Raw genomic sequence first — 21237 nt, 5'->3', positions numbered from 1 at the left:
TTATTGCGCGACACTCACCACGCAAAATTCACCGCGCAAAACGAGGAAGGGGCAGAGCAATCTGCCCCTTTTTCATGTCTTTCTCTCGAACAATGTTCGCGGGCAAGAACCTGACCACAAAGAAAAGCGGCCCGAAATCCAGGATTTCGGGCCGCTAAATGTTTCCATTTTCCCCCGCATGTCGCGGGGGTCGGATGTAAACGCAGATTGGGTCGATTAATCGAGCTGGCGCTCGACCTCGGTGCGTTCAAAGATTTCGATAACGTCATCGGCGCGGACATCATCATAGTTCTCAAACGCCATGCCGCATTCCTGGCCGGATTGCACTTCGGCAACCTCGTCCTTGAAGCGCTTCAGCGTTTTCAGCGTCCCTTCGTGGATCACCACATCGTCGCGCAGCAGGCGTACCCCGGCGGAGCGGCGTGCCACCCCTTCGGTGACCAGACAACCCGCGACCTTGCCGACGTTGGAGACCTTGAAGACCTCTTTGATCTTGGCATAGCCGATGAAGTTTTCGCGAACCTCTGCCGACAACAGACCCGATGCCGCAGCTTTTACATCGTCCACAAGGTCATAGATCACGCTGTAGTAGCGGATTTCCACGCCCTTCTGGTTGGCGGTGTTGCGGGCCGATGCATTGGCCCGGACGTTAAAGCCCAGAACCGGCGCGCCGGACGCTTCGGCCAGGCCGATGTCGCTTTCGGTGATCGCACCCACACCATAGTGCAGCACGCGCACGCGCACCTCTTCGTTGCCGATCTTTTCCATCGCCTGAACGATGGCCTCGGCAGACCCCTGCACATCGGCTTTGACCAGAATCGGCAGCTCGGAGACGTTTTCGTCTTCCTTGGCCTTGGCCAAAAGCTGATCCAGCGTGGTGGCCGCACCGGCCGCTGCACGTTTGTCCTTGGCCGCTTGCTCGCGGTAGGACGCGATTTCACGCGCTTGCGATTCGGTGCTGACAACGTTCAGAACGTCACCGGCTTCGGGTGTGCCATTCAGGCCCAAAACCTCGACCGGGACCGATGGTCCGGCTTCGGTAATGCGGTCGCCCGTGTCGCTGATCAGCGCGCGGACCTTGCCCCATTGTTCGCCCACGACGAAGATATCGCCCTGTTTCAGCGTCCCGTTCTGGACCAGAACCGTTGCGACAGGGCCGCGGCCCACATCCAGCTGGGCCTCGATCACGGCACCCATGGCAGCGCGATCAGGGTTGGCTTTCAGTTCCAGAATTTCAGCTTGAAGCGCGATGGCCTCAAGCAATTCAGGCAGGCCCTGGCCAGTGATGGCCGAGACTTCGATGTCCTGCACGTCACCCGAAAGCTTTTCGACAATCACTTCGTGTTGCAGCAGATCGGTGCGCACCTTGTCCGGGTTCGCAGCAGGTCTGTCACATTTGTTGATTGCGACAATCATCGGAACTTCGGCAGCTTTGGCGTGGTTGATCGCCTCGATCGTCTGCGGCATCACGGCGTCATCCGCCGCAACCACCAGCACAACAATATCCGTCACCTGGGCCCCGCGTGACCGCATCGAGGTAAAGGCCGCGTGACCCGGTGTGTCGAGGAACGACAGAATTGCGCCGTCCTTTGTTTCGACCTGATAGGCGCCGATATGCTGGGTGATCCCGCCGCTTCGCCCGACACCACTTTGGTGTTGCGGATCGCATCCAGAAGCGAGGTTTTGCCGTGGTCGACGTGGCCCATGATGGTGATGACAGGCGGACGACCTTTCAGGTCTTCTTCCTTGTCTTCCACTTCCTTGATCACGTCTTCGACGTCAGCATCAGAGACCCGGACCATCTTGTGGCCGAATTCTTCGATGATCAACTCGGCTGTGTCGGCGTCCAGAGGTTGGTTCTGGGTGACCATCATGCCCATATTCATGAGCGATTTGACCACGTCAGCCACACGTTCCGCCATGCGGTTCGCCAATTCGGATACCACAATGGTTTCCGGCAGTTTGACTTCGCGCACAACCTTTTCACGCTCGACCTGACCGCCCATCGCCTTTTGACGTGCGCGTTCCTGTTTGCGTTTCATGGCAGCCATCGACCGCTGCCGTCCGCCTTCGCCACCAGTCAATGCCTGGTTCACGGTCAGCTTGCCGGAGCGACGGCTGTTGTCGCCGCGGTTCTTGTTGCGGTTCTGACGGTCTTGATCTTTGTCAGGCGCGCGCTGCTCCACCTTTTTGGCGGGGGCAACTTTGGCGCGGGCATCGTCAGGGGCAGGGGAGGGGTCAGCAGCCTGTTTGGCCGCGGCCTTGGCGGCCTCTTCGGATTCGCGGCGCTTGCGCTCTTCTTCCTCGGCTTTCGCCTTGGCTTTGGCTTCGGCCTCGCGTTGCTCGGCTTCCTTGGCCTCGGCTTCGGCGCGGCGGCGCTCACGCTCTTCTGCGCGGGCCTTTTCGGCTGCTGCGCGCTGCGCGGCTTCTTCGCCTTCGCGGGCCTTGGCGGCCTGAACCGCCTTCAGCCGACGTTCCATTTCGGCATCGGTGATCCCGGCCGGGCGTCTGCCCGGACCCGCACCGCCGCCTGCACCCACCGCTGCGGGTTTGGCTGCGCCGGGTTTGGGCACGACAACGCGCTTACGCTTGGTTTCCACCACGACGTTCTTGGTCCGGCCATGGCTGAAGCTCTGCTTCACATTTCCCGCACGGGGGCCGCTACGCACACCAAGGGTCTTTTTGCCGTCATTATCGCTCATAAAGCTCTATTTTCCTTTCCGGCGGCCGCTGCCACCGTCGTCATTCACGCGCAAATTTTTTAATCTTGCGGCTTCCTCTACTACACGTTCCGTGAGTCCACCAGACGCGAGCGCGCCATGTATCACAGTTTGTCGTCCAAAAGCCAATCCTAACTCACCCGCCGTGAGCCAGCCGATATAGCTGCCACCATAGGGTGTGCTCAGTTTGGTCTTGCCGCGTTCCGATCCGTCACTTGCCTGGATCAGAACCTCGGCCTCGTCTTTCATCAGCCAGTCCTTGACCTTTTCATAGCCTGCTACCGCGCCGCCGCCCTTGCGGGCCAGTGAGATCAAATCGACCACACGGCGCGCAAGCTGGCGTTCCACTTCCTGTACCAGACCGTCCGGCACCTGAACCGGTTGCTTGGCGCTGCGCGAAAACAGCTTTTTGTCCGCCGCTTTTGTCACGGCGGCGCGCGTTGCCAGAACCCAAATACCACGCCCGGGCAAACGCCCCAGAATATCGGGCACCACCTGGGCCTCGGGGCCGACCACAAAACGGATCATCTCGGCCTTTGGCCGCACCTCGCCGGTGGCGATGCATTTGCGTTTCGGCCCGGTGGTCCCGGTGTCCTGCTCCGACTCTTAGAGTCTTGTACCTTATCTACCTTGTCGGCGTCACTGGTCATGTTCGGTTCTCGCGCCCTGGACCTTTAGTCCCGGGCCTCCTCCGCCACGTCAGCATCCGCTTCGTCAGTTTCTTCTGCGTCGTCTTCTGTGGTTTCCAGCTCAGCCGGATCAACCCAACCCAATTCGATTTTGGCGGTCATCACCAGCGCCTGGGCTTCTTCCAGCGACATATCAAATGGTTCCAGCAGGCCGTCATCCTTGACCCGTTCACCGTTATCGGTGGTCCAGCCGCCGGCCAATTCCCAATCGGCACAGGTTGCAAAATCTTCCAGCGTCTTAATGCCGTCCTTGGCCAGAACTTCAACCATTTGGGGTGTCAGACCCTCAAAGTCAATAAGGCTGTCTTCGGCACCCAGTTCGCGGGCTGTTTCCAGCGCCTTGCGGGCCTGTTCTTCCAGGAACTCACGGGCACGGGTTTGCAGTTCCGATGCGGTGTCTTCGTCGACGCCATCAATCACCAGAAGTTCGTCAACTTCGACATAGGCCACTTCTTCGAGGTTGGTGAACCCTTCCGAGACCAGGAGCTGGGCAAAGAATTCGTCCAGATCCAGGTTGTCCATGAACAATTTGGTGCGGGCTTCGAATTCGGCCTGACGACGTTTGGATTCTTCTTCCTCGGTCATGATGTCGATATCAAGACCGGTCAGCTGCGAGGCAAGCCGCACGTTCTGGCCGCGACGCCCGATGGCGAGGCTCAGCTGTTCGTCGGGCACCACAACTTCGATGCGCTCGGCTTCTTCGTCCAGAACAACCTTGGTCACTTCTGCCGGTTGCAGCGCGTTCACAAGGAAGGTCGGCTGATCTTCGTTCCAGGGGATGATGTCGATCTTTTCGCCCTGAAGCTCGTTCACCACCGCCTGAACCCGGCTGCCGCGCATACCAACGCAGGCACCGACCGGGTCAATCGAGCCGTCATAGGAAATCACGGCGATTTTCGCGCGCGAGCCCGGATCACGGGCCACGGCCTTGATCTCGATGATGCCGTCATAGATTTCCGGCACTTCCATCTTGAACAATTCGGCCATGAATTCCGGCGCGGTCCGCGACAGGAAGATCTGCGGGCCGCGGGCCTCGCGGCGCACGTCCTTGATGAAACAGCGGATGCGGTCGTTCGGGCGATAGCTTTCGCGGCCGATCTTTTCGTTGCGGCGCAGGATTGCTTCGCCCCGGCCCACGTCGACGATGACATTGCCGTATTCTTCGCGCTTGACCTGACCGTTGATGATGGTGCCGGCGCGGTCCTTGAATTCTTCGTACTGACGGTCACGTTCCGCTTCGCGCACCTTTTGCAGGATCACCTGCTTGGCGGATTGCGCGGCGATCCGGCCCATTTCGACCGGCGGCACTTCTTCGACGAATTGCTCGCCTACCTTGGGATCGGCCATATATTGTTTGGCCTGAGTGACGGTCATCTCAGCCTGATAGTTTTCCAGCTCTTCTTCTTCGACCACGGTGCGCACACGGGTGAATGTGGCGCGACCGGTCTTGCGGTCGATATGGACGCGGATGTCCATTTCGCTGCCGTAGCGCGACTTGGCGGCCCGGGCGAGGGATTCTTCCATCGCTTCGACGACCAGACCGGGGTCGATCATCTTTTCGCGCGCCACCGCTTCGGCGGTTTGCAGCAGCTCAAGCTGGTTGGCTGAGGTGATTGCCATGAGTATTACTCCCCTTCGCGAGACTCGTCGGTCTCGATATCGTCAAATTTGGTCTCGTCGGCGGCGCCGTCGTCACCGGCGGCTTTGCGCTGGCGCAGCATTTCGCGGATCAGATCGTCGGTCAGCAAAAGTTTGGCATCGCTCAGCCAATCGAATTTCAGGCCAAGTGTCACGGTATCCTCGCCCTCGGACGAGCCTTCGACATTCACCAGAACCTCGTCGCCTTCGACGCCGGCCAGCTCACCCTTGAAGCGGCGGCGACCGTCAATCAGCTCGGAGGTTTCAAGCTTGGCCTCCCAGCCTTCGTAGGTTTCAAAATCCTTCAGCCGGGTCAGCGGGCGGTCGATGCCGGGGCTTGAGACCTCAAGCGCATAGGAATCGAGAATCGGGTCTTCGACATCCAGAACCGCGCTGATCGCAGTCGAAATATCGGCGCATTCATCGACCTCGATGCCGCCGGTCGGGCGTTCGGCCATGATTTGCAGCGTTTGGGTTTTGCCGCTCATCAGGCGAATCCGAACCAGTTCGAATCCCATATCCTCGATCACCGGGCTGATGATCTCGGCGAGGCGGCGGTCAATCGCGGCTTTGGCGATCAGTGTATTGGACAAAATGTCACTCATGCGGGTCCTGTGGGTCCTGCCATCGGGCACAAAAAAACGGGCGCGCGGCCCGTCGAAATTTCCCGGTGGTGCTTCAGGTCTGGCCCGACGCGCCGCTATTAATGGGGCATATACGCTTTGACACCGCTTGACGCAAGGGGCTAGGCGCGGCTTTGCGTCAAAACAGGAAATCCGCATCTTCTTCTTCGGCCTCGGGGGTGTCATCGGTCTCGCCTTCCTTGGGGGGACTGCGTTGGCCATAAGAAAGTCCAGCAGGTCCGAGAAGGCGCCGCTTTCGTCGCTGGTTTGGCCCTGCTCGGTCGGGTCAGACTTCGCCGGGGCCGGCTCTGGTATGGTGTCCGGGGGGCTGTCCTGTTCGTCAGGGACTTGCGCCTCGGGTGTTGGTTCGGTGGCTTCGGATTTGGACATCAGGCCCGACAATGCGGCAAAGAATTTCGACTTGGACGACGACGTGACGTCGGTTTCGTGATCAGTCTCAGTCTCAGTCTCAGTCTCAGTCTCAGTCTCAGTCTCAGTCTCAGTCTCAGTCTCAGTCTCAGTCTCAGTCTCAGTCTCAGTCTTTGGCGTGTCCGGCTCAGAGCTTTGGTCCGGTGTGGTTTCTGTGTCGTCTTCTGGCGATGTGTCCGGCTCGGCCACGGAGTCGGGCGCAGAATCGGGTGCGGGCTGCGGATTTGGCGTTGCGGTGGGGTCGGTCTCTTGATCCGGTTCGGCTTCGGCGGTGTCGTCTGGGGCTGTCTCATCTGCCTGTGGCTCTGATTCGGGCGTAGAGACAATGTCGAACCCGGCGCTCTGCAATTCGGCCACCACCACGTCGTTGATGTCGTCCATGCGGGCGATCACGCGGGGATCGATTCCCTCGGGCGGCGCAATATCCGTGGGCACAGGTTCGCCGTAAAGCGCGGTGTATTGCACCATTCCGGCCAGATAATAGAGCGTTTCCGTGCCGTGCGGCGCTGAATCGACATAGAGATCCGCAATCGACAAATCCCCAAGAACACCGTCCTCTTGCAGCAATTCCGACAGGATCGACCCCACCGGCAGGACCGTGACATTGGCATCGGGGTCGGCGTCATTGATCCCATCTGCCAGCGTGTCGTACCAATCCAGATAGGCCCCTTGGTTATAGGCGTAATACTCTTCGATAATGCTGTCTGCCGCGCCCAGATCATCGGTGAAATAGGCCATGTCGGCCCAGCCCTGATAGATGAAAACCTCTGCACCCGGCTGGGCAGTGGTCAGGTCGGCGACGATTTCCTGGGTTGCCGCAAGTGGCGAAATGTCATCGCCATAGTAATTGGCATCAGGTGACTGATCCTGAATGAAATTTGCCGGGGCAATGGTAATGACATCAAAGTCGACATCTTCAAATGCGGTGTCATCGGCATTCCAGGCGGAATTGACGCCGGCGAAACCCCAGCCCGATTGTGCGCCGTCGGCCTCGGCGAATTGGCGCAGGAAACCGAAACTGCCATTGACCGCATAACCATGCCCAGCCGCATCGGCAAAGTAATCCACCCAATGCGGAACATTGGTGTGCAGCCCACCTGTGTGATTGATCAGGGAGTTGCCGAGAATGTAATGATTAACCTGTGACGGCATAAAGCGATCCCATACCTAACGATCATTCCGGTTGCCGCGGATACGATGCAAATCTTTTCCGCGCCTTGATTCACCCTGCTTCATAATGTGCCGTGATTTGGCGTGTTGGTTCCGGCGCGCACTATCAGAGCTTTTGGATTTTTGCGTTTCAAGGTTAATCAAACGTAAACTTTTCAAATTCGATTGAATTTTCCCGGGCGCTCGTATCAATGGGCCAGCAGCGCAGAACCGCGAATCGCGGCGCTTTGAAGGGCGGAAATAATCGGCCAACCCCTTGACACTTCACTGAACTTGCGCCGCGATGAGGACGACTTTCGTCGGGGGTGTTTTTTGCCGCGAAGCCTGCCAAAAAAAAAGGCAGATGCGGATAAGTCCCCTGAAATTTTTGGATAAAACCGTCAAATTGGCCTGTCGGTGTGAAACAAGCACAAGACAGGCCGGATTGTGGCGGCTAGGGTCATAACCATGAATGACACATCGACCTTTGACGAAATGTGGGGCCGCGACGACGTTTTGCGGCGCCCCTACCGGAATTTCAACGCCTGGTTCGATGTCGAAGACCCCAAGCGTCTTCGAGCGAAGCAGCGAGAAGCGGAAGAGCTGTTCCGGCTGACCGGGATCACCTTTAACGTCTACGGCCGGGCCGAGGCGGAAGAACGGTTGATCCCCTTTGACATCATCCCGCGCATTATTGCTGGCCAGGAGTGGCAGAGACTCTGCCGTGGCATCGAGCAGCGGGTGCGCGCGATCAACGCCTTTTTGCATGACATCTATCATGGTCAGGAAATCATCAAAGCCGGGCGTATCCCGATCGAGATGATCGCCAATAACGAGGCATTTCTGCCCCAGATGATGGGGGTCGATCCGCCGGGCGGCATCTATACCCATATTGTCGGGATTGATTTGGTGCGCACTGGCGATGATCAGTTCTATGTGCTGGAGGACAACGCCCGCACGCCGTCCGGGGTCAGCTATATGCTGGAAAACCGCGAGACGATGTTGCGGATGTTCCCGGAATTGTTTTCGCAAAACCGCGTGCAACCGGTCCAGAGCTATCCGACGGATTTGCGCCGTTCGCTTGCGGCCTGTGCGCCGTCCAAGGCGGGTGGGTCGCCGACGGTCGCGGTGTTGACGCCGGGGATCTATAACTCGGCTTATTACGAACATGCGTTCCTTGCGGATCAGATGGGGGTCGAGCTGGTCGAAGGCCACGATCTTCAGATTGTGGATGGTCGCGTCGCGATGCGCACCACCCAGGGATACAAGCCGATTGATGTGATTTATCGCCGGATTGACGATGATTTCCTTGATCCGCTGAATTTCAATCCCGAAAGCCAGCTGGGCGTGCCCGGCATCATGGATGTCTATCGCAGCGGCGGGATCACCATTGCCAACGCGCCGGGCACCGGTATTGCCGATGACAAGGCGATTTACAGCTATATGCCGGAAATCGTTGAGTTTTACACCGGCGAGCGGCCTTTGTTGGAAAATGTGCCGACCTGGCGCTGTTCGGACAAGGACTCGCTTGCCTATGTGCTCGACAACCTTGCGGATCTGGTGGTCAAAGAGGTGCATGGCTCTGGCGGCTACGGCATGTTGATTGGCCCGACGTCCAGCAAGCGGGAACTGTCGGAATTCCGTCAGAAGCTGATTGCGCGTCCCGGTAATTACATTGCGCAGCCCACCCTGGCGTTGTCGACGGTGCCGATTTTCTCGCGGGCGGGGCTTGCGCCGCGCCACGTCGATTTGCGGCCCTATGTGTTGGTCAGCCCCGAAGGCATTCGCATCACGCCCGGTGGATTGACGCGGGTGGCACTGAAAAAAGGCTCATTGGTGGTCAATTCCTCGCAGGGCGGCGGAACCAAGGACACCTGGGTGTTGGAGGACTGATGCTCGGCAAGACGGCAAACGGTCTATATTGGATGTTCCGCTATCTTGAGCGAGCAGAAAATACTTCACGGCTGGTGGAAACCGGCGAACGCATTGCCCTGACACGGCTGGGCGCGACGGATTCCGAATGGCGATCGGTGCTGCAAACCGCCGGTTCCATCGAAGCCTTTGACGAAAAACACGAAACCACCACCAAAGAAGCCGCAATTGATTGGTTGCTGCGGTCGCCGGACAATCCGTCTTCGGTGTTGTCGGCGATCAAGGCCGCGCGCCAGAACGCCCGTCTGGTGCGCACTGCCCTGACACATGAGGTCTGGGAGGCAACCAACAGCGCCTATATCGACGCGAAAACGGTTCTTGCCCGGGCGGTGCCCGCGCGCGATCTGCCCCAGGTTCTGGGGGCGATTCGGCAGAAAACGGCATTGGTACGGGGCGCGACCCATGGCACGATGCTGCGCAATGACATCTATGATTTTGCCCGAATCGGCACATTTCTGGAACGGGCGGACAACACCGCGCGCATTCTGGACGTGAAATATTACGTCCTGTTGCCATCGGTCATGTCTGTGGGGTCGTCAATCGACAACATGCAGTGGGAAACCATCCTGCGGTCGGTGTCGGCCCGTGGCGGGTTCCGCATGAGCTATGGCAGCACCCTGCACCCCCGCGACATTGCCCAATTCCTGATTCTGGATGGGCGCATGCCCCGCAGTCTTGGGTTTTGTGTGTCCAAGATTCGCGGCAACCTCGACTATCTGGCCAAGAATTATGACATTCATCCGCCATCTTGCGAAAATGTTGCGCGTATCGAACAGGATTTCCTGAATATGGATATTGATGCGATCTTTCGGTTTGGGTTGCATGAATTCATACAAAAGATCCTTGGGCATTTCAGCGCGCTGGGCGCGCAAATTGAAATAGATTTCAGGTTTTCGGAGTGAATATATGCGACTGAAAATCACCCACACGACGCGCTATCGGTTTGATACCCCTGTGGTCTACGGATTGCAGCAATTGCGCAATATGCCGAAATCCAGCCACAATCAGGAGGTTGTGAGCTGGACCACCCAGATCGAGGGCGGTCACGAGGAGCTGAGCTTTGAGGACCATCACAACAATACCGTGACCCTGATCAATCTGGACAAGGACATCGAAGAGGTGGTGATGCATTCCACCGGCGAGGTCGATATCCATGAAAATCACGGGGTTGTTGGCCCCCATCCCGGTCCGTCGCCGCTTTGGATGTATGCGCGGGTCACACCGCGCACCCGTGCGGGCGTCGGTGTCCGCGAGCTGGTGACAGCGCTGGAAGGCGACAGTGACCTTGATCGGCTGCATTGGCTCATGGGGCTGATCTATGACCGGGTTGAATACAAGACCGGGTCGTCCGATTCGGCCTGGAATGCCGAACAGGCGATCGAGGCCGGAACCGGCGTCTGTCAGGATCACGCCCATATCTTCCTGGCGGGGGCCCGTGAAATGGGGCTGCCTGCGCGTTATGTTTCGGGCTATTTGATGCTGGATCACACCACCGAACAGGATGCCATGCATGCCTGGGCCGAGGCCCATGTTGAAGGGCTTGGCTGGGTTGGTTTCGATGTTTCGAACAAGCAATCGCCGGATGAACGTTACGTGCGGGTTGCGACAGGGCTTGATTATTCCGATGCCGCGCCTGTAACAGGCACGCGTATCGGTGGCGGCCAAGAGGCGCTGGCGGTCGAAATCGCCATCGCCCAATCGGGGGCGCAAAGCCAGTTTCAGCAGTAAAGGCCCCGTCTGATGACCTATTGTCTCGCCATGTTGCTTGATCGCGGCATCGTTTTCATGTCCGATACCCGGACCAATGCCGGGCTCGACAATATTTCGACCTTTCGCAAGATGAACATCTGGGAAACCCCCGGCGAACGGTCGATCACCCTGTTGAGTGCCGGCAATCTGGCAACGACCCAGGCCGTTGTGTCGCTGTTGGACGAACGCACCAAGGCGCATGATGATCGCAATCCCAAGCTGTTGGAATTGCCATCAATGTTTCAGGTCGCGCGGCTGGTTTCCGACACCCTGCGCGAGGTGATCAGCGAACATGAAATGGCGGGCCAGAACGCAAGCTCGGGGTTCAACGCCACGATGCTTCTGGGCGGCCAGATCAAGGGCGGGCCACCCCGGTTGTTCCTGATCTATCCAGAGGGCAACTTTATCGAGGCTGGCACCGACACCCCGTATTTCCAGATGGGTGAAACCAAATATGGCCGCCCGATCCTGGTGCGGGCGTTTGATCCGGCGATGGACTTTGGCGATGCGATGCGGCTGATGCTTGTCAGCTTTGATTCGACGGTCAAGGCCAACCTGTCGGTCGGCGCGCCGTTCGATTATCATTTCTATGACACCGACAGCATGAAAACCGGCCTGGTGGGGCGGATCGAGCTGGAAGACCCGCGATTCCAACAAATCAGTCAGGGTTGGGGCGATGCGTTGAAAAACGCGCTCGACAGCTTGCCGCGCTTCGAACTCTGAACCAAGCCAAATGCCAATTGGGGGCGCTTACGCCCCCAGTTTGCCTGCCGATTCCTTGATGGCGTCATATTGGCCCGAGGGCCGGAACCGCCAGAGGTAATCCGACAACACGGCTTCGGTTGCGGTGGGGCGAATGCCCAGATCGCTCAGGCCCTTGGCCCCGTCGGACACCACATTGTCGGTTTTCAGCGATTTCACCTGATCACGGGTCAGGATGCCATTGTGGAACAATCCCAGCGTCAGGCTGGATGCGGCGTCAAATCCCCAGGCCATCATGCGCGCCACGCCAAACGGCACGTTCAGGATCAGCTTGCGACGGCGGATCACAGTCAGCATTTCCTGCATCAACGCGCGGAAGGTCGCGACCTCTGGCCCGCCAAGCTCGTAAACGCCGCTGGCCTCGCCCTTCACGCCCATGACAGCGGCTTTTGCGACGTCATCGACGTAGACCGGCTGAAATTTCGTGTCCGCCCCCACAACCGGCAGAACCGGCCCCAGACGTGACATGCTGGCAAAGCGGTTAAAGAATCCGTCTTCTGGCCCGAACATGATCGAAGGGCGCAGGATCATGGCATCCGGGATATGCGCCAGCACCGCGGCCTCGCCTTCGGCCTTTGTGCGTTGATAGTCGCTGTCGGCCGCGGCGTCGGCACCAATGGCCGAGGTATGAACCATGCGGTCCACACCGGTTTCCGCTGCGATGCGGGCGATACGTTCCGCGCCTTCGACCTGAACCGCGTCAAAATTGTTGCGGCCCTTGGCGTCGAATGTGCCGACACAGTTCACCACCGCATCGGCGCCCTGCATCACCGCCCGCACAGAGTTGTCATCGCGAATATTGCACAGCACAGGCTCGACCTGACCGACCGCGCCATAGGGACGAACAAACATCGCCTCATTCGGGCGACGGACCGCCACACGGACGCGCCAGCCCTCTTTGGCCATGCGTCGCGCAATATATCGGCCCAAAAAGCCGGAACCGCCGTAGATCGTGACCAGTTTGGACATGGGAGCCTCGTGTTTTCTGTGTCTTTACAGGGAATATCGCCGGGGCAGGGACGTGACAAGGCGAATAGCTGCACCTTCTTGTGCAATTCTTTCAGATTCTGCGTTGACACGCCCCGAGGCTCACATTAAACGCCTGCTTCACGACACCTGCCCAGGTGGCGGAATGGTAGACGCGCTAGCTTCAGGTGCTAGTGTTCGCAAGGACGTGGAGGTTCGAGTCCTCTCCTGGGCACCAAAGTCGGCTTTGCCGCTTTTGCCATATTATGTAGCGCCCGACTTCGGGGGCCAGATGGGTGTATCGCCTTTCTCGCCGCATGGTGCACGCTGGTGCTTCGTGGCGCTCGCCTTCCCCTTGGATCATGTCACGCGCCGATTGTGCGGATTGCAAAGCTGATACCGCAAACAGGGGCGAAATCGGTGTATTTTTCCCCCCGATATGGTTTTGACCTTGCGTCATGAAGCGCATAAGTATGGCGTTCCTCCCCATTGGGGGCATAAATGCCGCCGGAAACAGGCAAAGGAACACGCCGATGTTGGACCATGTAGAAATGCGCAGCACGCTTGCTGAGCAATATGATCTTGCCCCAAATGTTGATCTTGCGGCGTCCATGTCCGATCTGCATGCGAAAATGGCCCGCGCGGTGCCTTTTCCCGATTGGGCGACCCATGCGCCCTATGTCGCAGCGATCAACAAGCTGAAAAAGGAAAAGAACGCGGTCATTCTGGCGCATAACTATATGACGCCCGAAATTTTCCACGGCATTTCCGACTTTGTGGGCGACAGTCTGGCGCTGGCGATCAAGGCGGTTGAGGTCGAGGCCGATGTGATCGTGCAATGCGGTGTGCATTTCATGGCGGAAACGTCGAAGATCCTGAACCCGTCCAAAACGGTTCTGATGCCCGATATGGGCGCGGGATGTTCGCTGGCGGAATCGATCACCGCTGATGGCATTGCCGAGATGCGGGCGAAATACCCCGGCGCGCCGGTGGTCAGCTATGTGAACACCACCGCCGAGGTCAAAGCCGCCTCTGACATCTGCTGTACCTCTGCCAATGCGTTGCAAATCGTCGAGGCGATGGACAGCGACACCGTCATCATGACCCCGGATCAGTTTCTGGCCCAGAACGTTGCCGCGCAATCGACCAAGAATGTGGTCTATTGGGCCGGCGAATGCGTGGTGCACGAGAAATATTCGGCGCAGGAGATGCGCGATTACCGGGCCGCCAATCCCGGTACGAAGATTGTGGCGCACCCGGAATGCAAACCCGAAGTGGTGGCCGAGGCCGATTTCACCGGTTCGACCACGGGCATGATCGACTGGGTGCGGCAAAACCGGCCCGAGCAGGTGCTGCTGGTCACCGAATGTTCGATGGCCGCCAACGTGGCCGAGGAATTGCCGGAAGTTGATCTGACCAAGCCCTGCAATGCCTGCCCCTATATGAAAAAGATCACGCTTGAGAAAATCCTGTGGTCGTTGCACACCATGCAGACCCCGGTCGAGGTTGATCCGGCTGTTGCGGAAAACGCCCGTCTGGCGGTGCAGCGCATGATCGACTTGTCGCGCAAGTTGGGGATCTGAACCAGGTGAACACAATTGACACCGGGCGCGTCATCATCATCGGTGCCGGGCTGGGCGCGCTTTATGCTGCGCTGAAACTGGCGCCGCGTCCGGTGGTGATGATTTCGCCCGAAACGCTGGGCGAGGGGGCGAGTTCCGCCTGGGCTCAGGGCGGTGTGGCCGCCGCGATGGACCCGGCGGACAGTGCCGCCGCCCATTCCGCCGATACGGTGCGGGCCGGTGCGGGCATTGTCAGTGTCGCTGTCGCCGATCAGGTCGCGCATGAGGCGCGCGATCACATCCTTGATCTGACCAAGCTTGGTGCGCCTTTTGACCGGACCGAAACCGGCGGATACGTGCTGTCGCGGGAAGCGGCGCATAGTTTTGCCCGTGTTGTCCGCGTGCAGGGGGATCAGGCCGGGGCCGCCATCATGAAGGCGCTGATCGCCGAGGTGCGTGCAACGCCTTCGGTGCAGGTGCTTGAGGGTGTTCTCGCCAGTGGGGTTCAGGTCACTGATGGCGATGTGACGGGCGTCATGCTGGAACGGGCGGATGCAAAAGGATCGCAGCCGATCCTGCTGCGCGGCGCGGCGGTGCTTCTGGCGGGGGGCGGGTCCGGCGGGCTTTATGCCCTGACCACCAACCCAAGACGCATCCGGGGCCAGGTGATTGGCATGGCGGCACGGGCGGGCGCGGCAATTGCCGACCCGGAATTTGTTCAGTTCCATCCCACGGCCATAGATGTCGGCGAAGATCCAGCCCCCCTCGCAACCGAGGCGCTGCGCGGCGAAGGTGCGGTGCTGATCAACAAAGATGGCTATCGCTTCATGATGGCGGTGCACCCCGACGCGGAACTGGCCCCGCGCGATGTTGTGGCCCGTGCCGTGTTTTCCCAAACCCAGGCCGGGCTTCGCCCGATGCTTGATACCCGCAAGGCGCTGGGCGCGAAAATCAATACGCTGTTTCCCGGTGTGGTCGCCGCCTGTCTGCGCAACGGTATTGATCCGGCGGTAGAACCGATTCCCGTCGCCGCCGCCGCGCATTACCACATGGGCGGTATCGACACCGATTCTACCGGGCGCTCCAGCCTCGCCAATCTCTGGGTCTGCGGCGAGGCTTCTTCGACCGGCCTGCATGGTGCCAATCGGCTGGCGTCAAATGGCCTGCTTGAGGCGCTGGTCTATGCCCGCACCTGCGCGCTTGGCATTGCGGAAACACTGCAAGGCACGGATCTGGCCACGCCCGAGATCGCACTGCATTTCGAAGAGGGCGGGCAAGCGACCGATGAGAGCGCTGTGTCGGAATTGCGCCATTTGATGACCGATCACGTGGGCGTGGTGCGCAACGCGGCCGGGTTGCGTTCGGCACTGACCGGGATCGCCCGGTTGGAGGCGGCACCGGGCCATAGCGAAACATTTCTTAACATGACCGCCACCGCGACATTGATCGCCGCCGCCGCGCTGATGCGCGAAGAAAGCCGTGGCGCGCAATTCCGCGAGGATTTCCCGGATCTGGATGTCAAAGCCAAACGGACCAAAATCAGTTTGGCCGAGGCTGTGGCGGTGCGGGACAAAGTAGCAAAAGAGGACGCCAGATGACGGAGCAAAACACCGGACATATGACTGTGCCCGATCTGGTGCTGGAACCAATGGTGCGCAATGCCCTGCTTGAGGATCTCGGCAGCTATGGCGATATCACCACCCGCACCACAATTGCCCCGGGCACGCGGTATACCGCGCGGCTGAATGCCCGCGAAACCGGTGTGGTTTCGGGCATGCAGGTCGCGGCCCTGGCGTTTCGATTGGTCGATCCTGCGCTGAAACTCACGCTGCATTCCCCCGATGGCAGCCCCTGCGCGCCCGGTGACGTGTTGATGGAGATCGAGGGCGAGGCGGCCTCGATCCTGTCGGGCGAACGTGTGGCGCTGAATTTTGCCGGGCGGTTGTCGGGCATTGCCACCCTGACCGCCGGTTTCGTGGCCGAGACCAAGGGCACGGACACCCGCGTCACCTGTACCCGCAAGACCACGCCGGGGCTGCGCATCGTCGAAAAGCTGGCGGTGCTGCATGGCGGCGGGTTCAATCACCGATTCTCGCTGTCGGATGCGATCCTGATCAAGGACAACCACATCGCGGCGGCCGGTGGCGTGCGTGCCGTGCTGGATGCAACCAAGGCGCATGCGTCACATATGATCCGGGTCGAGATCGAGGTTGATACATTGGATCAACTGGCCGAGGTGCTGGCGGTTGGCGGCGCAGATGTCGTGCTGCTCGATAATATGGATACGCCGACCCTGCGCAAAGCGGTGGAAATGGTGGCGGGCCGTTTGGTGGTTGAGGCGTCGGGCAATATGAAACTGGGCCGCATCGCCGAAGTGGCGGCCACCGGGGTGGACTATATTTCGTCCGGCGCGTTGACCCATTCGGCGCAGACGCTTGATCTGGGCCTCGATTTCTAAGGCCGATTTGCGACGGTCGCAGTCCCGGACGTGATCCGGGACCTTTCTTCAAACGTTCGATAGGTCCCGGATCCTGTCCGGGACCCTGCCCGGGGGCTGCCGCGCGGCTTTGTCCTGTTGAAACGGAATGCGCTCTGGGCTAATCCGGCGGTAATCGACGTCATTTGGCGAATTCCGGGTTGCGCCCGGACGGGGCAACCGTTCACAAACGGGACGTCACGACCAAAGCAACCCGCGTTTCGCTCGCGTTTTCCACTGTCAGAAAAGGGCACAATTTCATGGCCGATCCAAAGCATCCCGACATTCTGTATACCATCGTAGACGAAGCGCCCGAGCTTGCCAGCGCATCGTTCCTGCCGATCATCCGCAAATTCGCCGCCGCCGCCGGAATCACCGTCGGCACCAAGGATATTTCGCTGGCCGGTCGGATCATTTCGACTTTCCCCGAAAACCTGACCGAGGATCAGCGCCAAAGCGACGATCTGGCGGAATTGGGCGAGTTGGTGAAAACACCGGATGCCAATGTGATCAAACTGCCGAATATTTCGGCCTCGGTGCCGCAACTGGTGGCAGCGGTGAAGGAACTTCAGGAAAAGGGATATGCCCTGCCTGATTACCCCGAAGACCCCCAGACCGACGAAGAAAAAGCGATCCGCGCACGCTATGACGGCATCAAAGGTTCGGCTGTGAACCCGGTTCTGCGCGAAGGCAACTCTGATCGCCGCGCTGCAAAGCCGGTCAAGAAATACGCCCAATCCAACCCGCATCGCATGGGCAAATGGTCGAGCGACAGCAAGACCAAAGTGTCGTCGATGTCCGGCAATGACTTCTTCTCGAACGAAGTTTCCGCAACCCTGACCGCCGCTCAGGCCGGTGCAGCCAAGATCGAATTTGTCGCCAAGGATGGCACGACAACGGTTCTGAAAGACGGCTGGCCGCTGGACGAGGGCACCGTTGTCGACGCGACATTCATGTCGGCCAAGGCGCTTTCGGCGTTTCTGGCGGAACAGATCGAAGCGACCAAAGCCGACGGCACGCTGTTTTCGCTGCATATGAAAGCCACAATGATGAAGGTCTCGGACCCGATCATCTTTGGCCATGCGGTCAAGGCATGGCTGGCACCGGTGTTCGACAAATTCGGCGACGATCTCGAGGCCGCTGGCGTGAACCCGAACTCCGGTCTGGGTGACGTTCTGGCGCGCATCGCCGAGATGCCGAATGCCGCCGAGATTCAGGCCGAGATTGCCGCGGTCGAGGCGACCCGCCCGCAAATGTACATGGTGAATTCCGACAAGGGCATCACCAACCTGCATGTGCCGTCCGATGTGATCATCGACGCCTCCATGCCTGCATTGATCCGTGCCGGCGGCAAAGGCTGGGGCCCGGATGGCAACGAGGGCGACAGCAACTGTGTCATCCCCGACAATTGCTATGCGCCGGTCTATGAGGAATCGGTCAACTTCTTCAAAGCCAACGGCGCGTTGAACCCGGCCACTGCCGGGTCGGTGCAGAACGTCGGTTTGATGGCGCAGAAAGCCGAAGAATACGGCAGCCACCCAACCACGTTTGAGGCGCCGGCAGATGGCGCAATCCGCGTTGTTTTGGCCAATGGCGATGTACTGCACAGCCATGACGTCGAGGCCGGTGACATCTGGCGGTCCTGCACAACCAAAAAGGCGCCGATCGAGAACTGGATTCAGCTGGCGATGGACCGTCAGCGCCTGACCGGTGCCGAGGCGATCTTCTGGCTGGACGCGAACCGCGCCCATGATGCCGAGCTGATCAAATATGTGACCCCGGTTCTGGAATCGGCAGGTGTGGCCGACAAATTCGCGATCATGGCCCCGCGTGAGGCGACCCGCGCCTCGCTGGAAACCATCACCGCAGGCAAGGACAGCATTGCCATCACCGGCAACGTGCTGCGTGACTATCTGACCGACCTGTTCCCGATCCTTGAACTGGGCACATCGGCCAAGATGCTGTCGATCGTGAAGCTGATGCAGGGCGGCGGGTTGTTCGAAACCGGTGCCGGTGGCTCTGCGCCGAAACACGTGCAGCAGCTGGTCGAGGAAAACCACCTGCGCTGGGATTCGATGGGTGAATTCTGTGCCCTGGGCGAGAGCCTGAATTTCCTGGCCGACAGCAAGGGCAACGCCAAAGCGGGTGTGCTGGGCACGGCGGCCGAGGCCGCAACGCAGGGCATTCTCGACAATGACAAATCGCCGTCGCGCAAGCTGGGCGAGCCTGACAACCGCGACAGCCACTATTGGTTTGCGCGTTACTGGGCCGAAGCTTTGGCGGCGCAGAGCGAGGATGCCGAACTGGCCGCGCATTTCGCGCCTATCGCAGCCGAACTGGCAGGCAAGGAAGCTGAAATCACCGGTGAACTGGCCGCAGCCCAGGGCGGCGCGGCGGATATCGGCGGCTATTATCTGGCGAGCGTCGAAAAGAAAGCCGAAGTGATGCGCCCAAGCGCGACACTGAACGCGATCATCGGCTGAATTGATCAGCCCTGACAAAACAAAAGCCGCCCGGTCAAACGGGCGGCTTTTTCGTTTCCAGAGGTTCTGTCAGAGTCCCGGACGTGATTCGGGACCTCCCGCAGGTTTGAGAAGAGGTCCCGGATCAAGTCCGGGACTGCGGCGTTCTACTCCGCCGGGATCGCCTCCAACTCACGCAATCCGGCCAGATCACAAATCGCCTGCAAAATCTCTTGCGGTCCCTTGCCGTGTTTCAACGAGGCAAACAGAAACGGCCGATCCCCGCGCATCCGTTTCGCGTCGCGTTCCATCACCTCCAGTGACGCCCCGACATGCGGCGCGAGGTCGGTTTTGTTGATGATCAGCAGGTCGGATTTGGTGATGGCAGGCCCGCCCTTGCGCGGGATTTCCTCGCCTGCGGCCACGTCGATCACGTAGATGGTGAAATCCGCCAGTTCCGGGCTGAAGGTGGCCGACAGATTGTCGCCGCCAGATTCGACCAGCACCACCTCAAGATCCGCATGCCGGGCCCGCATGTCGGCGATGGCCGCAAGATTGATCGAGGCATCTTCACGGATCGCGGTATGGGGGCAGCCGCCGGTCTCCACGCCCATCACCCGATCCCCGGGCAAAACCTGCATCCGCATCAGCGCCTCGGCGTCTTCCTGCGTGTAAATGTCGTTGGTGATCGCGGCGATGGAATAGCCCGGATGCATCAAACCGGCCAGTTTGGCCGTCAATGTGGTTTTGCCTGCACCGACAGGGCCGCCGATGCCGATACGAAGAGGTCCGTTTAGCGTGGTCATGCGCGAAAAAGCCTTGGTTCGAGGGTTTCATGGGTCATTGCCGCCACATCCGAGAGCAGGCAATTGGAATAAATATCGTCGGGCGTCGCCTGTGCCGTTGCGTCTGCGATTGTACCACAAAGCGGCGTCAGGGTGGCCAGCACGGCTTGCCCCTCGGTCTGGCCCAGCGGCACAAGCCGGATCGCGGCAGAGGTCAGATTGGCGATGAATGCATGCAGATACATGGCGCAGGTGGTGTGCAGGGGCAGGCCCGCCAGACGCGCCGCGCGCCCCACCGCCACCGGCAGCATCATGTCCGGCAGATCAAACCCCCAGACGTCGCGCACCGTGCGGGCGAATGCCGCGCCCTGCAACGCGCCTTCGGTCAGCCGTTCGGCGGCGGGGGCAAAGGCCCGTGCATTGGCCTCGACCGTCTCCAACTCGGCGGTCGTGCCGGCGCGATAGGCGCAGGCCAAAAGCACCGCATCAGAGCGCCCGCTGCCATCCGCCAACAGCGGCGTCAGCCAGTTGCGCAGGTCGTCCGCGGATGTCACCCAGCCGTTGTGAATGGCGGTTTCCAGGCCATGGGAATAGGCGAATGCGCCAACCGGAAAGGACGGCGAAAGCCATTGTTGCAGCGTCAGAAGATCAGTGTTCATGGTCATGCGCATGGGCGTTTTGGTGCGAATGTGTGTGGCTGTGCCCATGTTCGTGGCTGTGCCCGTGATTGTGACTGTGGTCGGGCCCGTGATCGTGACTGTGCCCGTGGCTGTGTTCGTGCCCGTGGGAATGCGCCGTCGCGCCATGTTCATGCGCATGGGTGCGACCATGGCCATAGGCCCCGCCCTCTGGCGTGAACGGTTCCGACACTTCGGTCAGCGTCGCGCCCAGATGTTCCAGCATATGGCCGATCACCTTGTCGCGCTGGATCAAGAGACGACCTTCTTCGATCTGGCATGGGGTGTGGCGGTTGCCAACGTGCCAGGCCAGCCGCGTCAGATCACCGGTCACGGCAAAGAGGTCTTCTTCGGCGGCCACCACCTCGATCAACGTGCCATCCGGCAATTGAAAGGCATCGCCATGATCCACCGAAGTCGTGTGTTCCAGATCCACCAGAAACCGCGTGCCCTGGACCGTGGTCAGCACCTTGCGGCGAAAGAAACGATCATCATAAGACAGCGTCACGAGATCCTGACAGTCGGGCGCATGCGCGCGCGTTACGATGGTTTGGGTGGCGGGCAGGGTCATGACTGCTGTCCTTCAGAAATGCAGGCGCTTTGGTGGCAATTTTTTTG

The 21237-nt window shown here is 59.7% G+C and carries 14 protein-coding genes, 1 tRNA gene and 2 pseudogenes; 9 read left to right on the top strand and 8 right to left on the bottom strand.

The features are described 5' to 3' along the window. Positions 1 to 216: 216 nt before the first annotated feature. The 4 genes and pseudogenes from infB to rimP form a co-directional block, all read right to left on the bottom strand. A pseudogene (infB, locus tag AC0L4F_RS19160) lies at positions 217 to 2702 on the bottom strand (translation initiation factor IF-2). Between the two features lie 6 nt (positions 2703 to 2708). Continuing rightward, positions 2709 to 3308 (bottom strand): annotated as a pseudogene (locus tag AC0L4F_RS19155) (RNA-binding protein); the annotation flags it as partial. An 86-nt stretch (positions 3309 to 3394) separates the two neighbouring features. Then, positions 3395 to 5029: a transcription termination factor NusA gene (gene nusA, locus AC0L4F_RS19150; protein WP_244690989.1), complete on the bottom strand. Its 1635-nt coding sequence runs from the start codon at positions 5027 to 5029 to the stop codon at positions 3395 to 3397. A gap of 5 nt (positions 5030 to 5034) precedes the next feature. Beyond that, positions 5035 to 5640 (bottom strand): ribosome maturation factor RimP, encoded by a 606-nt coding sequence (gene rimP / locus AC0L4F_RS19145; RefSeq protein WP_244691017.1) that lies wholly within the window; start codon positions 5638 to 5640, stop codon positions 5035 to 5037. A 2076-nt stretch (positions 5641 to 7716) separates the two neighbouring features. On the opposite strand from rimP, the gene AC0L4F_RS19140 reads away from it, so the two are divergent. Genes AC0L4F_RS19140 through AC0L4F_RS19125 form a run of 4 tightly spaced genes read left to right on the top strand, consistent with a single transcriptional unit; the run spans position 7717 to position 11652 of the window. Continuing rightward, on the top strand, positions 7717 to 9141 hold the full coding sequence (locus AC0L4F_RS19140) for a circularly permuted type 2 ATP-grasp protein (protein WP_244690988.1): 1425 nt from the start codon (positions 7717 to 7719) through the stop codon (positions 9139 to 9141). Beyond that, positions 9141 to 10082, top strand: coding sequence for an alpha-E domain-containing protein (locus AC0L4F_RS19135; RefSeq protein WP_244690987.1), 942 nt, complete (start codon positions 9141 to 9143; stop codon positions 10080 to 10082). The genes AC0L4F_RS19140 and AC0L4F_RS19135 overlap by 1 nt, the downstream gene beginning before the upstream one ends. 4 nt (positions 10083 to 10086) lie before the next feature. After that, the gene (locus AC0L4F_RS19130) at positions 10087 to 10908 is read left to right on the top strand and encodes a transglutaminase family protein (RefSeq protein WP_244690986.1); all 822 of its coding nucleotides are present in this window, start codon (positions 10087 to 10089) and stop codon (positions 10906 to 10908) included. 12 nt (positions 10909 to 10920) lie between these two features. Next, complete coding sequence (locus AC0L4F_RS19125; protein WP_244690985.1) at positions 10921 to 11652, top strand: proteasome-type protease; 732 nt, start codon at positions 10921 to 10923, stop codon at positions 11650 to 11652. A gap of 27 nt (positions 11653 to 11679) precedes the next feature. On the opposite strand, the gene AC0L4F_RS19120 is transcribed toward AC0L4F_RS19125, so the two are convergent. After that, positions 11680 to 12660 carry a complex I NDUFA9 subunit family protein gene (locus tag AC0L4F_RS19120; RefSeq protein ID WP_244690984.1) on the bottom strand — a complete coding sequence of 327 codons (981 nt, stop codon included), beginning with the start codon at positions 12658 to 12660 and terminating at the stop codon, positions 11680 to 11682. Positions 12661 to 12809: 149 nt separating this feature from the next. Between AC0L4F_RS19120 and AC0L4F_RS19115 the strand changes: the two genes are divergently transcribed. From AC0L4F_RS19115 to AC0L4F_RS19095, 5 genes are all read left to right on the top strand, one after another. Continuing rightward, a tRNA-Leu gene (locus AC0L4F_RS19115) sits at positions 12810 to 12895 on the top strand. Positions 12896 to 13190: 295 nt separating this feature from the next. After that, entirely contained in the window at positions 13191 to 14240 is a 1050-nt protein-coding gene (gene nadA, locus AC0L4F_RS19110; protein WP_244690983.1) for a quinolinate synthase NadA, read from the top strand. Between the two features lie 5 nt (positions 14241 to 14245). Further along, positions 14246 to 15817 carry an L-aspartate oxidase gene (locus tag AC0L4F_RS19105; RefSeq protein ID WP_244690982.1) on the top strand — a complete coding sequence of 524 codons (1572 nt, stop codon included), beginning with the start codon at positions 14246 to 14248 and terminating at the stop codon, positions 15815 to 15817. Continuing rightward, entirely contained in the window at positions 15814 to 16677 is an 864-nt protein-coding gene (gene nadC, locus AC0L4F_RS19100) for a carboxylating nicotinate-nucleotide diphosphorylase (RefSeq protein WP_473446888.1), read from the top strand. Before AC0L4F_RS19105 ends, nadC begins: the two co-directional genes overlap by 4 nt. 278 nt (positions 16678 to 16955) lie before the next feature. Next, positions 16956 to 19178: an NADP-dependent isocitrate dehydrogenase gene (locus tag AC0L4F_RS19095; protein ID WP_244690981.1), complete on the top strand. Its 2223-nt coding sequence runs from the start codon at positions 16956 to 16958 to the stop codon at positions 19176 to 19178. 146 nt (positions 19179 to 19324) lie between these two features. Here AC0L4F_RS19095 and ureG read toward each other — a convergent pair whose 3' ends face one another. The 3 genes from ureG to ureE are packed head-to-tail and all read right to left on the bottom strand — an operon-like array spanning position 19325 to position 21190. Then, a complete protein-coding gene (gene ureG, locus AC0L4F_RS19090; protein ID WP_244690980.1) occupies positions 19325 to 19963 on the bottom strand; it encodes an urease accessory protein UreG in 639 nt (212 codons plus the stop codon). Continuing rightward, positions 19960 to 20601 carry an urease accessory protein UreF gene (locus AC0L4F_RS19085; RefSeq protein ID WP_244690979.1) on the bottom strand — a complete coding sequence of 214 codons (642 nt, stop codon included), beginning with the start codon at positions 20599 to 20601 and terminating at the stop codon, positions 19960 to 19962. Before AC0L4F_RS19085 ends, ureG begins: the two co-directional genes overlap by 4 nt. Next, the gene (ureE, locus tag AC0L4F_RS19080; RefSeq protein WP_244690978.1) at positions 20591 to 21190 is read right to left on the bottom strand and encodes an urease accessory protein UreE; all 600 of its coding nucleotides are present in this window, start codon (positions 21188 to 21190) and stop codon (positions 20591 to 20593) included. Before ureE ends, AC0L4F_RS19085 begins: the two co-directional genes overlap by 11 nt. Positions 21191 to 21237 lie beyond the last annotated feature (47 nt).

The sequence above is a fragment of the Marinovum sp. J2-8 genome (assembly GCF_055808435.1).
Note: the sequence above shows the minus strand (reverse complement) of the source record. Positions and strands in the feature narration are given on the sequence as shown.

Coding starts and splice junctions, on each gene's coding strand:
- AC0L4F_RS19095 (WP_244690981.1), top strand. CDS start 16,956: ATGGCCGATCCAAAGCATCCCGACATTCTGTATACCATCGTAGACGAA.
- ureE (WP_244690978.1), bottom strand. CDS start 21,190: ATGACCCTGCCCGCCACCCAAACCATCGTAACGCGCGCGCATGCGCCC.
- ureG (WP_244690980.1), bottom strand. CDS start 19,963: ATGACCACGCTAAACGGACCTCTTCGTATCGGCATCGGCGGCCCTGTC.
- AC0L4F_RS19135 (WP_244690987.1), top strand. CDS start 9,141: ATGCTCGGCAAGACGGCAAACGGTCTATATTGGATGTTCCGCTATCTT.
- AC0L4F_RS19120 (WP_244690984.1), bottom strand. CDS start 12,660: ATGTCCAAACTGGTCACGATCTACGGCGGTTCCGGCTTTTTGGGCCGA.
- AC0L4F_RS19140 (WP_244690988.1), top strand. CDS start 7,717: ATGAATGACACATCGACCTTTGACGAAATGTGGGGCCGCGACGACGTT.
- AC0L4F_RS19085 (WP_244690979.1), bottom strand. CDS start 20,601: ATGAACACTGATCTTCTGACGCTGCAACAATGGCTTTCGCCGTCCTTT.
- AC0L4F_RS19130 (WP_244690986.1), top strand. CDS start 10,087: ATGCGACTGAAAATCACCCACACGACGCGCTATCGGTTTGATACCCCT.
- AC0L4F_RS19125 (WP_244690985.1), top strand. CDS start 10,921: ATGACCTATTGTCTCGCCATGTTGCTTGATCGCGGCATCGTTTTCATG.
- nusA (WP_244690989.1), bottom strand. CDS start 5,029: ATGGCAATCACCTCAGCCAACCAGCTTGAGCTGCTGCAAACCGCCGAA.
- nadC (WP_473446888.1), top strand. CDS start 15,814: ATGACGGAGCAAAACACCGGACATATGACTGTGCCCGATCTGGTGCTG.
- nadA (WP_244690983.1), top strand. CDS start 13,191: ATGTTGGACCATGTAGAAATGCGCAGCACGCTTGCTGAGCAATATGAT.